General features: G+C 34.2%; 8 protein-coding genes. 4 read left to right on the top strand and 4 right to left on the bottom strand.

Annotated elements, in window-relative coordinates; translation table 11 throughout:
- Positions 1-97: 97 nt before the first annotated feature.
- Complete coding sequence (locus tag ACW5R3_RS00095) at positions 98-2578, top strand: ribonucleoside-diphosphate reductase subunit alpha (RefSeq protein WP_456577583.1); 2481 nt, start codon at positions 98-100, stop codon at positions 2576-2578.
- 163 nt (positions 2579-2741) lie between these two features.
- Here the strand turns inward: ACW5R3_RS00095 and ACW5R3_RS00090 are convergent, their stop codons facing one another.
- Complete coding sequence (locus ACW5R3_RS00090) at positions 2742-5042, bottom strand: anion permease (protein ID WP_456577582.1); 2301 nt, start codon at positions 5040-5042, stop codon at positions 2742-2744.
- 422 nt (positions 5043-5464) lie between these two features.
- Between ACW5R3_RS00090 and ACW5R3_RS00085 the strand changes: the two genes are divergently transcribed.
- On the top strand, positions 5465-5818 hold the full coding sequence (locus tag ACW5R3_RS00085) for a toxin-antitoxin system YwqK family antitoxin (RefSeq protein WP_456577581.1): 354 nt from the start codon (positions 5465-5467) through the stop codon (positions 5816-5818).
- A gap of 72 nt (positions 5819-5890) precedes the next feature.
- Here ACW5R3_RS00085 and ACW5R3_RS00080 read toward each other — a convergent pair whose 3' ends face one another.
- Together ACW5R3_RS00080 and ACW5R3_RS00075 are read right to left on the bottom strand one after the other, a co-directional pair.
- Positions 5891-7084, bottom strand: coding sequence for a multidrug transporter (locus ACW5R3_RS00080; protein WP_456577580.1), 1194 nt, complete (start codon positions 7082-7084; stop codon positions 5891-5893).
- 41 nt (positions 7085-7125) lie between these two features.
- A complete protein-coding gene (locus ACW5R3_RS00075) occupies positions 7126-9939 on the bottom strand; it encodes a TonB-dependent receptor domain-containing protein (protein WP_456577579.1) in 2814 nt (937 codons plus the stop codon).
- A gap of 185 nt (positions 9940-10124) precedes the next feature.
- On the opposite strand from ACW5R3_RS00075, the gene ACW5R3_RS00070 reads away from it, so the two are divergent.
- A complete protein-coding gene (locus ACW5R3_RS00070) occupies positions 10125-11468 on the top strand; it encodes a deoxyguanosinetriphosphate triphosphohydrolase (RefSeq protein ID WP_456577578.1) in 1344 nt (447 codons plus the stop codon).
- A gap of 41 nt (positions 11469-11509) precedes the next feature.
- On the opposite strand, the gene ACW5R3_RS00065 is transcribed toward ACW5R3_RS00070, so the two are convergent.
- Positions 11510-13276, bottom strand: a complete 1767-nt coding sequence (locus tag ACW5R3_RS00065) for a 1-deoxy-D-xylulose-5-phosphate synthase (RefSeq protein WP_456577577.1) — start codon at positions 13274-13276, stop codon at positions 11510-11512.
- Between the two features lie 144 nt (positions 13277-13420).
- Between ACW5R3_RS00065 and ACW5R3_RS00060 the strand changes: the two genes are divergently transcribed.
- Positions 13421-16096 (top strand): T9SS-dependent M36 family metallopeptidase, encoded by a 2676-nt coding sequence (locus tag ACW5R3_RS00060; RefSeq protein ID WP_456577576.1) that lies wholly within the window; start codon positions 13421-13423, stop codon positions 16094-16096.
- The last annotated feature ends 5 nt before the right edge of the window (positions 16097-16101 follow it).

Genomic DNA, 16101 nt, shown 5'->3' with positions numbered 1-16101 from the left:
TTTAATGCTTCTAGAAGCTTCGGTTTTTAGAATGCCCAATTAGCTAATTAATCTATTTCCCAATCTGGTGTGTCGGGAATAAAAAATGTGTAAAATTATGTATGTATTAAAAAGAGACGGCAGAAAAGAGCCAATGATGTTCGATAAAATTACTGCTAGAGTTAGAAAGCTTTGCTATGGTTTAAATGAGTTGGTAGATCCTGTAAAAGTTGCCATGCGAGTTATTGAAGGACTTTATGATGGTGTAACAACTAGCGAGTTGGATAACTTGGCAGCTGAAATTGCAGCTACTATGACTACAGCACACCCAGATTATGCCCGTTTAGCAGCACGTATCTCGGTTTCAAACTTACATAAAAACACCAAGAAAACTTTTAGTGAGGTGATGCACGATTTATATACTTATGTAAATCCGCGTACAGGAAAAGAAGCTCCATTATTATCGGATGAAGTGTATAAGGTTATTATGGATAATGCTGAAAAATTAGATTCAGTGATTATTTATAATCGCGATTTTACCTATGATTATTTTGGGTTTAAAACTTTAGAGCGTTCGTATCTTTTAAAGTTAAATGGTAAGATAGCTGAAAGACCACAACACATGCTTATGCGTGTGTCAATAGGTATTCACCTAAACGATTTGGATGCAGCTCTAGAAACATATGAGTTGATGTCTAAAAAGTATTTTACACACGCCACACCAACACTTTTTAACTCTGGTACACCAAAACCTCAAATGTCATCTTGTTTCTTACTAACTATGAAAGATGATAGTATTGATGGTATTTATGATACTTTAAAACAAACTGCTAAAATTTCACAATCAGCCGGAGGTATTGGGTTAGCAATACATAATGTTCGTGCAACTGGAAGTTATATAGCAGGAACAAATGGTACCTCAAACGGAATTGTACCCATGTTGAAAGTGTTTAATGACACGGCTCGTTATGTAGATCAAGGTGGCGGTAAACGAAAAGGAAGTTTTGCTATGTATCTTGAAACTTGGCATGCAGATATTTTTGATTTTCTAGACTTAAAGAAGAATCATGGAAAAGAGGAAATGCGCGCACGTGATTTGTTTTATGCTATGTGGATTTCAGATTTGTTTATGAAACGTGTTCAGGAAGATGCTAATTGGACATTAATGTGTCCGAATGAGTGTCCCGGTATGGATGAAGTGCATAGTGAGGAGTTTGAAGCTTTATACTTAAAGTACGAAGCAGAAGGAAAGGGACGCAAAACTATTAAGGCTCGTGAATTATGGGAGAAAATCCTTGAGTCGCAAATAGAAACAGGTACGCCATATATGCTTTATAAAGATGCTGCTAACCGTAAATCAAATCAGAAAAATTTAGGAACTATTCGTTCGTCTAATTTATGTACTGAAATTATGGAGTACACCTCACCAGATGAGGTTGCTGTATGTAATTTAGCATCAATTGCCTTACCAATGTTTATTAAAGATGGTAAGTTTGATCACGATGAGTTATTTAAAATAACTAAGCGTGTTACAAAAAACCTTAACCGTGTAATTGATAGAAATTACTATCCAGTAAAAGAGGCTGAAAACTCTAATTTCCGTCACAGACCGGTAGGTTTAGGAGTGCAAGGTTTGGCTGATACGTTTATAAAATTACGTATGCCTTTTACAAGTGATGAAGCTAAAAAGCTAAATCACGATATTTTTGAAACGCTTTATTTTGCAGCAGTTACAGCTAGTATGGAGGAAGCAACAGCTGATGGGCCGTACCAAACTTATGAAGGTTCTCCAATGAGTCAGGGCGAATTCCAACATAATTTATGGGGTATTAATGATGCCGATTTAAGCGGACGTTGGGATTGGGAAGCATTACGCCAAGAGGTCTTAAAAAATGGTGTGAGAAATTCTTTATTAGTAGCGCCAATGCCTACAGCAAGTACATCTCAAATTTTAGGTAACAATGAGTGCTTCGAACCATATACATCTAATATTTATACGCGTCGTGTGTTATCTGGCGAGTTTATTGTTGTTAATAAGCACCTGTTAGAAGATCTTGTTGAATTAGGCTTGTGGAACGAAAGTTTAAAGCAGGATATTATGCGAGCTAATGGATCTATTCAGGATATTGATGTTATTCCAAATGATATTAAGGAACTGTACAAAACTGTGTGGGAATTAAGTATGAAAGATATTATTGATATGTCTCGCCAACGTGGTTACTTTATAGATCAATCTCAATCCTTAAATTTATTTATGGAGGGTGCTACCATGGCAAAATTAACATCTATGCATTTTTATGCATGGAAGAGTGGTTTAAAAACAGGTATGTACTATTTAAGAACTAAGAGTGCTGTAGATGCTATTAAGTTTACTTTAGATAAGAAAACAAAAGCAGCACCAATTGTAGAGCCTGTTAAAGAACCTGTAGCAGATGCGGTTGTAGCACAACAAAAGCAACAAGCAATCAAAACAGCAGCCAAATTTTCTGAAAATAATACCTCAGATGAGGTAGCACCTATGACAGCCGAAGAAATGAAGGCTCTAGTTGCTCAAGCTAAAGAGGCTGAAGGAGACGATTGTTTAATGTGTGGGTCTTAAGTAGCCAAACATATTAACTAATAAATATAAAAAAAAGCACCTTATTCAAGGTGCTTTTTTGTGTTTTAACGGTATTTCTATTGACTCTTGATGGAAAGGGGTATCCATAACTAAAAAGCACCTCCTAAGAGGTGCTTTTTGATTGTTATATAGTAAACCTGATTTACTCTTCGCTATCAGTAACCGTTGCTGGTTTTACTGAGCTGTCATGAGCTTCGTGGTATTCTTCTAAAAGATTCATTGTAGCATTTAATAAATCTTTAGTTTCTAGAAGTAAACTAAAGTACAAGGTTGTGTTTTTCGGGCTTGATTCTTCAGTTCTCGTACGCTCTACCTGTTTATGGATCTTTTGAGTTACCATATCCGTAATTTCTTTCTTACGACTTAAAATTTCTCCTATTTGCTCAAAAGAACGTGTGTCAAAGGCTGTTTGGATATTTTGAAATAATCGTTCAAAACGTTCGTCAACTTCTTTAAGCTCTTTAATTTGGCTGAATTTTAATTTCTTATGGTTGTTGTTTACGTGTTTATGACTCACTTTAGAAATGTATTCTAAAGACTGAGTGATATCTTGTAAGAACCCTAAGATGTTTATATAGAAATTACTTGCCGCAACACTAGATTCATCTAAATTCTTAATAAAGTAGAATATGTTATCTCGTAATTCATCAACCTCGTTAGAAAGTTTTATAATCTGGCGTTTGTTCTTTTTAAGAAGGTTTAAATCCTGCTTCGCTAAACCGTGAATTGCATTTGTATAGATGCGGTTTCCACGTTTAACTACGTTAGCAATATTGTTTGTGCTTTCGTAAATAACACCCTGAATAGAACTGCTTTCTGCGCGTGTTAGGCTATCTTCTGTTTTTAGAACTTCCGATTTCTTCTTGTGAGAAATATAGTTTCTTACTAATAAAATAGTTGCTAGTAATAATAAAACAGGAACCATAACATTAACGTTCCAATTTAATAGGTAAGCAATTATGGCAGCAGCAACAAATGCTATGATTGCAGTAAAAAACCAACCACCAATAACATTTAATACACCAGCTACACGGTAAACGGCACTTTCAGCTCCCCAAGCACGATCGGCTAAGGATGTACCCATGGCAACCATAAAAGTTACATAGGTTGTAGAAAGTGGTAATTTCATAGATGTTGCAATAGAAATAAGAACCGCAGCTACCATTAAATTAACCGCTGCACGAACCAAATCGAAAGCTGGTAATTCGTATGTTTTATCTTTTTTAAGGCTTAAAACAGGTACTTCAAATTGTTGGTCTATTTTAGCTTGCCAAGATTTTGGTAAGATATATGAAGACATTTGTGAAGCCAATACAGCCGAACGTACAAAACCACGTGATAAAAAGTTAGGTTGGAAACGTTCTTTAGTTTCACTCTGACTGGATAGGTCTAATGACGTTTTTACTACAGCTTTAGCTTTACTAGAAAACCAAAGTGTTACAACCATTATTAAACCTGCACCCACTAATAAATAGGTAGGTGTAGCTACTTTGTCGGCAAGGAATCCCATACTAAAGGCATCGGCAGGAACACCTGATGCAGCCCATGTTGTGTATGATAACCATCCGGCAATAGGAACACCAATGAAGTTTACAAGATCGTTACCTGCAAAAGCTAATGCTAAAGCAAACGTTCCTACAAGAATAATAAGTTTATATATGTTGATTTTAAAAACCGAAATAAATACTAATGAAATTAATGTCCAGAACACTAAACTAATTAATACAATTAGTCCTACTTGATGTTCTAAAAATTCATTAATTGTATCACCGTTTAATGCATCAAAAGACTCTTTGGCAAAAGCCATACCTTTTAATCCTTTTATAAAGATAAAGTAAGTGATAGATGTTAATGCAATACCACCAAAAAGTGCACCAACCCATTTGGCTTTCTTTTCAAAATTATAAGATAGTAAAACACGAGAAACCCATTGAACCGCAGCACCAATAGAGAATGCTACTACTACCGAGAGAAGGATTCCGAGTATAATTTCGGCTGCCTTAGATGTGTTAATATAGTTAACCAAATCGCTAAAGTTTCCGCCATCGTGACCTATTTTAATAAGGGACATGGCTACAGAAGCTCCTAAAAGTTCAAATACAATAGAAACCGTAGTTGATGTTGGCATTCCTACGGAGTTGAAGAAATCTAGTAAGAGAATATCGGTAATCATAACCGCCATGAATATGATCATGATTTCATTGAACATAAATTCATGCGGATTAAATATGCCCTTTCTGGCAACTTCCATCATTCCACTAGAAAAGACAGCTCCAACAGCTACACCAACACTGGCAACTAGCATTATGGTTTTGAAAGAAACGGCTTTTGAGCCTATTGCTGAGTTTAAAAAATTAACAGCATCATTACTCACACCTACAACCAAATCAGCAATTGCTAAAACGGCTAAGGCAATAATCATTAATAAGTATATATTATCCATATTTTACTTTAAAATAGTTTGCAAATATCTATAGTGTTTAGAATTGTAATGTTATGTAAACGTTATTTTTTGATATATAAATGCTATGATTAAAATCTTTAAATATGTAGTTTTTACTTCTAAAAAAGTAAAAGGCTGCCTCGGCCTAAGGCAGCCACAAGAATTCATGATAATATAGTCGACAAAAACTAATAGATTATATGAAATTACTACTTGTTTGTCTTAAGACGTTGTAAATATCGTTTATCCATATCATGTGAAGGTAAGGGGAGTATTAAGCAATTATTAAAATAAATTTAATTTATAATTCATTGTAAAACAGCAAACTAGTACTCTAATGTTAAATTAATGTTACGTAAATGTTGTGTAAAAGTTATCTAATGTGTATATTTGGAGTAGATTAATTTAAAAACCCAATAATTATGAAGAACATTGTATTAATTTTTACCTTTTTAATTACTGTGGTCTCTTATGCGCAGCAGGAGAGAACGTTAAAACTTAATGAAAAAACAAACGTAATTGAAGTAACTTACTTTCATGACAATGGCGTTGTGAGTCAAACAGGCTCTTATACGTTAGATGGTAATCTTCAAGGCGAGTGGTTAAGTTATGATGCAGCAGGTAAAAAGATTGTTTCTGCGAATTATGATAATGGGAAGAAAGTCGGCAAATGGTTTTATTGGAATGATGAAACGCTAAAAGAAGTAGATTATAGTAGCAATGTTATTGCTAATGTTAGTGAATGGAGTAAATCCAATATCGCTCAACGTGATTAAATACAAAAGACTATAAACAAAAAAAAGAGCATCCAATTTGGATGCTCTTTTTTTATTAGACTAATTTATGTTTTATTCTACTGTCCAGCCTGCACCCCAAGTTGTGTAGTCTGTTCCTGTACCATTTCCAGCACCTGTAATAAAATCAGCTTCTGTAAAAGTTACTTCAGTATCATTTTTAACTGTTAATGTAACATCTGTAAAAGTTACATTAGTAACGTGTAAATCACCACTTAAAACACCATTACCTGTTGGGTTGCTTCCTAAGTCACCATCTAAGTCAAAACCTTCACCGTAACCTTGTAAAAGTACATTGTTAAAAATACCTTGTGTACCAGCTCTTAAACGAATAGCTTCACTATCTGGATCTGTAGATGTACCGATACCAACTATTGTTAAGTTGTTTACAGTTGGCTTAGAGAAATATCCACCAGCATTACTAAAATCTGTGTTATAACCATCAGCTTCAATACCTTTATCATGTTCTGAACCGTGTAATACATAAGCATTAGTAATTGTTCCTGTGTAACCTTCAGTCCAGTCAATTGAATCATCTTGTGCATTGATAACAGAAACGTAGTTTACGTTAACAGTTCCTCCAAAAAATTCAACACCATCATCTTTACCTTCAAAAGTTTGAATGTACTCTACTACAGTTTCGTTACCTACACCGTAGAAAGAGATACCATTGTTTTCTGATTGGCCATCTGCAGCACCACCAGAATATTCAACTCTTACATAACGTAAAGTTCCTGATGAATCGTTATCAACGTTTCCACCGTATGGTAAACTAGCTATTTCAGAAGTAGAAGTTCCTGTTCCTGTTACAGAGTTGATAGGCGCTTTACCTAAAAGAATTAAACCACCCCAATCACCAGCTGCTGGAGCTGCTGAATTAGATGTAAATACTATTGGGCTAGTTGCTGTTCCGTTAGCAATAATTTTAGCGTCTTGAGAGATAGCAATATATACATCAGGACCAGATTCAGCATAGATAGTTACACCTTCATTGATAATTAAATTGGTATTAGCAGCCATAATTACAGGACCGTTAATTGTGTAGCATTTGTTAGCTTCTAATTCTAAGTCTGAAGTATACTCAGCAGCAAGAATTGCAGTACAAGAATCATCATCATTGTCATTACCACCACCATTATTGTTTACAATACTACTGTTGTCATTTATGATAATGTCTGCAGTATCATCAGTTGCGCAAGAGAAAAGCATAGATGCTATGGCTATTCCTAAAATAAAATTATTTTTCATTGTGTTTAAGTTTAATTGTTTTTTTATAGTTTAAGTGTTTGTTAAAATGAGTATTTAAGTTGTAATCCAATGTCCATTCCACGTTTGTAGTCTGAAACACCTTCACCGTTTGCTGAGTTAACAACAATGTCGCCTAACGTTGTTTCACGAACATATTTGATAGTTGGGTTTAGTAAGTTCATCACGCTTAGGTTTATTTCAAAGTTGTTTTTGAAGCTATTTTTCCAAACAAAATCTAATGTTGGTACACCTTTTTCAATAACGTTTCCTAATTGTCCTGACCCTAAGGCATCAATTCTATCTGAGAAATATGAGAATACTAAGTTGGCAACAGGTTTGTAGTTATTAAATGTTGGCGAATAACTAATGTCTGCATTTAATAAAAATGGCGAGGCACCTTGTAAGTTATCTTCTGTTTTGTTGAAACTTACATCATAAAATTCACCATCTATACTGCTGTATAAATCTTGCTTTGTATACATGTATGTTGCATTTAAACCTACAGATAGTTTAGCATTATCGTTTTCATCTTTAAGCACATTTTTTCTTACTTCAACTTCAAAACCATAAACATTGGCTTTGTCACCTGTTCTGAAATAACGTTGTGTTCCAGTTGCATCTGCACCTACAACTAAGTTGATTGGGTCTTTAATAACCTTTGTGAAGGCTCCAAGTGATAAAATTTCACTTTTACTAAAGAACCATTCATATTTTAAATCCACATTATATATTTTAGAAAAACCTTTTTCTAATAAATCAGGATTACCACCTACACGTACTGAAATATCTTCGTAAACAAACGGTGCTACTTCTTTGAATTCAGGTAAAGAAGCTGTTTGACTAGCAGAGAAACGTAAGTTTTGATCTTCATTAATGCTGTATTTCACATTTAAACTAGGTAAGAATAAATTGTCTTTAGTAGTAATATCGTCGGTTCCTTTAAGACCTAAGTTAATCACATCGAAAGCAATATTCTGTTCAAATGATTCTAAACGAACACCAGGAACAAATAACCACTTATCTCCAGCTTTAATTTCGGCGTTTAAATATCCAGCGTACACATCTAGTTTACCTGTATAGGTGTTTTCAGGAAGGCCTGGTCTGTTTGTGTTGCTGTAACCTGGTAAAGAGTTGATAACTTTTATCTCGTAAATACCACCTGTATTTTCATTGATTTGTAAGTTGTTTAATGAGAATATAGAGTTGAAATTGTTAACGTCAGTAACGGCAACATCTGGCTGAACAATATCGTAACCATAACGTATATTACTAAAATTACGTGTCTTGCTCTTACCGTTATAACCGATGTTTAATTTTACTTTTTCGGAAACTTCATATGCGAAATTTAAGTTTCCATTGTATTCATCATCCGTAATATTTTGAAAGTAACGTTGGTTATCAAAATCTACATTACTATAAAAAATAGGGTTTGTGTTTGGGTCGTTATCAAAAGCATGGTGGTAGTTTTCTAAACTGATACGCTTACGGTCTGGTTGATCGGCATTAACATAGTTATAACCAAATCCCCAATCCACTTCGATTTTACCCGATTTGTGGTTACCTAATAATTGGTTAACAAACATCTTAGTTTGATCGAATTGTACGTTCATTTGATAAAAACCTTGATCGGTATTCTGAATAGCATCTCTGTTTTTACCATTTCCATTTGTACCAAAGTAACCAACTACATCCGAGCTATTATTAATAAATACAGAGTTGTATTTAATGGTGTTTTGACTATCTATTTTATAGTTAAGGGTAGCCATAGCTGTGGTAGTTGTACCGTATTCGTATTCTTCGGCGCTATCAACAAAAGCTTTTTTTTCTGTTAGTGTATAATCTCTTGTTGTTCCTTGACGGTATTCGTAGCTATTTTCAAAAGATCCTGTTGCAAAAACACTTAATCGAGAACCATTTTTAAAGTTGAAAGATTTTCCTGTTGAAGCACCATAACTCACATTTACAGGTGTTCCTGCAGAAACAGGATCGAAACCATGTGATAAAACAACAGCAAACGGATTGTGGTCATAACGGCCATAGTAGCCAAAATACCCAGTGCCTTCACTTCTTACAAAATCCTTGTTTATAGCGTTGGTATTAAATCCAGACCCAATAGCAACATCTAGAAAGCCATTTCCAGTATAATCTTTAGAGTTGATATTTACATTTCCGGCTGAGAAGTCACCATAAAAACCAGTTGAATATGCTTTACTAATAGATACGTTTTCAATAATATCGGAAGAGAATAAGTTTAAATCGATGTTTTTCTTATTAACATCATTTGAAGGTAATGATAAACCATTCATGGTTGTATTTAAATAGCGATCTCCTAAACCACGTACATATACATTACTTGAACCTTCTTGTTTAGATACCCCAGATATTTTGGAAACAGCTCCAGCTGCATCGCTAACACCTTTTCTTGAAAGTTCTTCAGCGCCAATGCTTTGTTTCATTTCAATGGCTTTTTTCTGTTCTAATAATAAGGCTACTTCACTTTCACGTTTTGTAGTAGTTGTAATTACAACTTCATCCAAAGACGCTGCACTAGCAGCCATAGGTAAGTTTATAGTTGTAACTTTTCCAGCAATAATTGACGCTTCAACTTCTTGAGTTTCGTAGCCAACAAAACTAAATACAATAGTATAAGTTCCTGGGTTTAAGTTTTCAATTGCGTACAGACCATCCATATCTGTAGTGGTTCCTTTTGCTGTTCCTTTAATAAGTACGTTAGCAAATGGTAGTGGTTCGTTGTTGTACTCTTTATCGGTTAGTTTTCCAACCAAAGAACCTTTGTCTTGGCCAAACGATAAAACAGTAGTGAATAATAACAGGTTAAGAAGTAAATATTTCATGTTGTTTTTTACAAAATTTCTTGCCGCAAAGAAACTCTAGATATGTAAAGTCACCGTTAACTAGCTATTAAAACTATATCATAAAAACATTACCTAAATGTTATGTGATTTTCTGTAAATACCTTTTTTGAAAAGATTTCTTAACATTGAAAAAATACTATCTTGCGAGTCAATAAATTAGTATCATGAACTGGGAACAACTATTATCATTAAAGCGTTTTGGAGATAGCCATAAACGTTTGCGAAAAGAACAAGACGAAACACGATTAGGGTTTGAGGTTGATTATGACCGTATTATTTTTTCTTCGGAGTTTAGAAGTTTACAAGATAAAACACAGGTAATTCCATTATCACAAACAGATTTTGTTCATACCCGATTAACACATAGCTTGGAGGTTAGTGTTGTTGGTAGAACTTTAGGTCGTTTAGCTGGTAAGCGCTTAATTGAAAAATATCCGCACCTTCAAAGTGTTCATGGCTATCAACCAAATGATTTTGGTGCTATTGTGGCTGCAGCAGCATTGGCACACGATATTGGTAACCCGCCTTTTGGACATTCGGGTGAAAAAGCTATCGGTGAGTTTTTTAAAAATGGTACCGGTAAAAACTATAAAGAGCAATTAACAGAAAAAGAGTATCAAGATTTATGCGATTTTGAAGGAAATGCTAATGGATTTAAAATCCTTACTGAAAGTCGTGAAGGTAGAAGTGGAGGCATTAGATTAAGCTATTCTACACTAGGAGCTTTTACAAAATACCCTAAAGAATCATTACCTAAAAAGCCAAGCACGCATATTGCTGATAAAAAATATGGTTTTTTTCAAAGTGATAAAGAAGCTTTTCAGGATATTGCTCAAGAGTTAGGGCTTATTTCTAGAGGCACTAATGGCAATATTAGTTATTCAAGGCATCCTTTAACGTTTTTAGTTGAAGCTGCTGATGATATTTGTTATACTATTATTGACTTTGAGGATGGTATTAATCTAGGGCTCATTCAGGAAGAGTTTGCTTTAGAGTATTTAATTAACCTTGTTCGTGATAGCATTCAAACCAATAAATATAGTCAGTTAACAACAACTGGTGATCGTATAAGTTACTTAAGGGCTTTAGCAATTAACACTTTAATTAATGAGGCTGTTTCAGTTTTTATAGAAAATGAAGAAGCTATTTTAAATGATGAATTTCAAATAGGACTTTTGGATAAAAGTAAGTACGAAGCACAAATAAAGGACATTATTAATATAAGTGTAAATAATGTTTACCAGTCTAAAGAAGTTGTTGAAAAAGAAATATTAGGTTATGGTGTAATCAATACGCTGTTAGAAACTTATGTGTCTGCCATTAATAATGCTTATAATGGAACGGCATCTAATTATGATAAACTTATTTTGAATACGCTTTCAGGTACAATTAATTTAAATGAAAATTCTATATATAAGCGTCTTCTAAATGTTAGTAGCTATGTAGCTTCGTTATCGGACAGACGTGCTATTTTAGTGTATAAAAAGATAAAAGGTATTGCATTTTAGCTTATTTCAATAAAGTTGATATCTTATTTATATAATTAAGATTAGCTATTAAGAACTTCTTTAATAGCTGATCTTATTTTTTTTGGACTAATACCAGCAAGTTCTTCAAGTTCTGAAATACTACCATGTTCAATAAAGGTGTCTGGTATGCCTATTGTTTTTAATGAGTTGGTATAGTTGTGAAGACTTTTAAACTCGGCAATAGCGCTACCAAAACCGCCAACTATAGTGCCGTTTTCAACCGTGATGATAGTTTGGTAGGACTTAAAAATTTCGTGTAGTAAAACATTGTCAAGTGGTTTTACAAAATGCATGTCGTAATGTGAAACAGTTAGGTCTTCAATAGCTTCAGTAACATGATTTGCTATAGCTCCTATGCTTAATATGGCAATTGTTTTTCCTTGTTTTAATTGTTCGGCTTTACCTAGTTCTGTTTCCTTAAAAGGCAATTGCCAGTTTATTATACGACCTCTACCACGTGGATAACGTATAGCTATCGGGTTTTTTAATGAGCCGATTTGGACGGTGTATAATAAATTACGGAGTGTAATTTCATCTCTAGGTGCTGCTATAATTATATTAGGAATACACCTTAGATAGGCAATGTCAAAAACACCATGATGAGTAGCGCCATCTTCACCAACTAATCCTGCTCGGTCTAGACAAAAAATAACAGGTAGGTTTTGCAAAGCAACATCATGAATTATTTGATCGTATGCTCGTTGTAAAAAAGTAGAGTATATGTTACAAAATGGAATCATTCCCTGAGTGGCCATTCCCGCAGCAAGAGTAACAGCATGTTGCTCGGCAATACCAACATCAAAGGCACGTTCAGGAAATACATCCATCATAAATTTTAAAGAGCTTCCTGTGGGCATGGCTGGTGTAATACCAATAATTTTAGGGTTTTCTTTAGCTAATTCTACAAGAGTTAAACCAAAAACATCTTGAAATTTTGGAGCTTGTACTTTATGTGTTTTGGGTAAAATATCGCCTGTAATAGCATTAAATTTACCAGGTGCATGATAAACAACTTGGTTTTCCTCAGCTTGCTTTAAACCTTTCCCTTTGGTGGTTATAACATGTAGGAATTTAGGACCTTTAACGTTCTTTAGGCGCTTTAATTCTGTAATAATTTTAGGAAGGTCATGACCGTCTATAGGACCAGAATAGTTGAAGTTTAAAGCTTCAAATATGTTGTCTTGTTTTTGAGTGCCTGATTTAACATTAGTTAAATATTGTTTTAAGGCGCCAACGCTTGGGTCTATACCAATGGCGTTATCATTTAAAATGACCAAGAGGTTGGTGTTGGTAACACCAGCATGATTTAACCCTTCAAAAGCCATACCACTAGCTATAGATGCGTCTCCTATTACAGCTATGTGATGTTTGTTAAAATCGCCTTTAATTTGTGAAGCGATAGCCATTCCTAATGCTGCCGATATGGAAGTAGATGAGTGTCCGGTGCCAAAGGCATCAAATTTGCTTTCAAAACGATTTGGGAAGCCACTTATTCCATGAAGTTGCCTGTTGGTGTGAAATTGTTCTTTTCTATTAGTTAGAATTTTATGAACATAAGCTTGATGTCCAACATCCCAAATAAGTAAATCCTCAGGTGTATTAAAAACGTAGTGTAAAGCTATGGTTAACTCTACAACACCCAAGCTAGCACCTAAATGACCTTCTTTGGTGGCTACAATGTTTATAATGTACTGACGTATATTTTTGGCTAAGTCAGGAAGTTGCTCAGTTTGTAAAGTCCGTAAATCGGAAAGAGCATGTATATTGTCTAGGATGTTTAACGTCATTTAGTCTAAAATGATGTAAAATTATTAAAAAAGCACTCGTTTTTTTAAAAAAATAGAATTTAAATGAAATTTTTAAGTAAAAAAAGCGACAGACTTGAGTATATTTGAGAAATTATATAATTAACTAACGTTTAACTCCTAAAAATGAATACTAACTATTTTAAAAAGTTGCTTTTTGTTGCCGTCTTGGTTTGTGCCAATATGGTTTTTTCGCAAAGTAGCTTGTTAGATTCTGATTACGGTTCCGTAATTCAGAACTACCTAATGAAAAATAAAGATACTTATGGTTTATCAATAAGTGATCTTTCTGACCTGTCAATAGATAAGGAGGCTTTTTCTAAGAATACAAAGCTTACACATATTTATTTAAATCAGCAATATCAAGGTGTACCAATATTTAATGGTATTTCTAGTATTGCAGTGAAAAACAATGAGGTTATCTATTATGCTAATAGACTTATAGCAAATTTAAATACTAAAATTAATGTAACTTCTCCTTCAATTACAGCTAGTCAGGCGGTTCTAAATGCAGCTAATGCTTTAAGTATTGGTGGTGTGCAAGGATTAGAGTTACTTGAAAAGGTTGATAACTCCTATGTTTTTTCTAAAGCTGGTATTTCTCAAACTGAAATTCCTGTTAAGTTAGTATATGTTCAAACTGAAGATGGTAATTTAGTGTTGTCATGGGATTTAAGTATTCATACTTTAGATGGTAGAAACTGGTACAGTGTTAGAATTGATGCTGTTTCAGGAGATCTTATTAATCAAAATGATTGGGTATTATCATGTAACTTCGGAGATGCTGATCATGTAAACCATGGTCATGCTGTAACAACACAGGTTGATAATTCGGCTAATTTTACATTATTTAAAAGTGCGCCAGTAGTATCTGATGGTGCTCAGTATAATGTATTTGCTATACCAACAGAAAGTCCAAACCACGGACCTAGAACTTTATTATTAAACCCTTCAAATGTTGATGCTTCTCCTTACGGTTGGCATGATACAAACGGTGAAGCAGGTGCTGAGTTTATACTTGCAAGAGGTAATAATGTATGGGCTATGGAAGATAGAGATGGTAATGATGGTTTTGGCTATTCTCCAAACGGAACAACATCTTTAAATTTTGATTTTCCATTAGACTTAAATCAAGAACCTGAATTATATCAAGATCCTTCATTAACAAATTTATTTTATATCAATAATATCATGCATGATATTTGGTATCAATATGGTTTTGATGAGGTTAGTGGTAACTTTCAATCTAATAATTATGGTAACGGCGGTGAAGATGATGATTATGTTCGTGCCGATGGTCAAGATGGTAACGGTCAAGGTACATCAATAAATAATGCATTCTTTGGAACGCCACCAGACGGGTTTAATCCTACCATGAGTATGTTTTTATGGTCAGCGCCATCAGGAATATTAAACTTAGTTACAGTAAATAATAGTTCTGTAATGGGTGGTTATTTAGCTGTAAACCCTGTAGCTGATGCTACAAATAATTTACCAGGTATAGGTGTTGATCCTGTTACTGCGGATTTGCAATTAGTTAATGATAATACGGCATTGCCTACAGAAGGTTGTAGTGCTATAGAATCTGTAGCAGGAAAGATTGCAGTAGTAAGAAGAGGAACTTGCCCGTTTGTTGATAAAATTCAAAATGCTCAAAATGCTGGAGCCGTAGGTGTTATTGTTATTAACTATGCGCCAACTGGTTTACCTGACTATGCAGAATATGTTAATATGGCTGGCCAAGCTCCTGCATCATTAACAATACCATCTGTATTTATGAGTTATGAAGACGGTGAATTGTTAATTGCTGCTATGGAAAATGAGACTTTAAATGTAACCCTACAAGGTTCTAGTCCGTATATGCTAGATGGTAATTTAGATAATGTTATTGTGGCACATGAATATGGCCATGGAATTTCAAACCGATTAACTGGAGGTGCTAACCAAGCTAGTTGTTTAACGAACCAAACTCAAATGGGTGAAGGTTGGTCTGATTGGGTTGCTTTAATGATTACTTTAAAAGAAACAGAGAACTATGAGGAAGGTCGTGGAGTAGTAACTTACGCAGCTGGTCAATCTGTTGATGGTATTGGTATTAGAAATGCTAAATATGCAACTGATTTTGCAGTGAACCCATTTACTTATGCTGTTACAAATAACAGTCAGCTCTCACAACCACATGGTATTGGATTTATTTGGGCAACTATGTTATATGATTTAACAGCAGCTTATGTTGAGAAATATGGTTTCGATTCTGATTTTTACTATGGTAATGGTGGTAATAATAAAGTTATGCAACTGGTTATAGACGCTATAAAATTACAACCTTGTAGTCCTGATTTCATTGAAGGGCGCGATGCTATTTTAGCTGCAGATATGATAACTACAGGTGGTGAGGATCAATGTATGATTTGGGAAGTTTTTGCTAATAGAGGTTTAGGTTTTAGTGCCGATGGTGGTAGTAAGGCTAGTAGATTTGATCAAGTAGAAAGTTTTGATATGCCAGATGAATCAGATCCAAGTTTGCAAAACTGTACAACTTTAAGTGTTAGTGAATTTAGCCAATCAGATTATAAGGTTTATCCAAACCCAACAAATAATAATATTTTTATTAAAACAAATAAGAGTTTTGGTAAAGTTACTATGACTATCACGGATTTAAACGGAAGACAGGTTTATGCTAAACAAGTTGACTTGTTTGGTACTGTAGAAGTAAATATGAGTAATTTACAGTCTGGAATTTATATTTTAAATATTAATGGACAGTCTATAAGTACGAATCATAAGATTATTAAAAATTAATTTTT

The sequence above is a fragment of the Algorimicrobium bowmanii genome (assembly GCF_054031195.1).
Note: the sequence above shows the minus strand (reverse complement) of the source record. Positions and strands in the feature narration are given on the sequence as shown.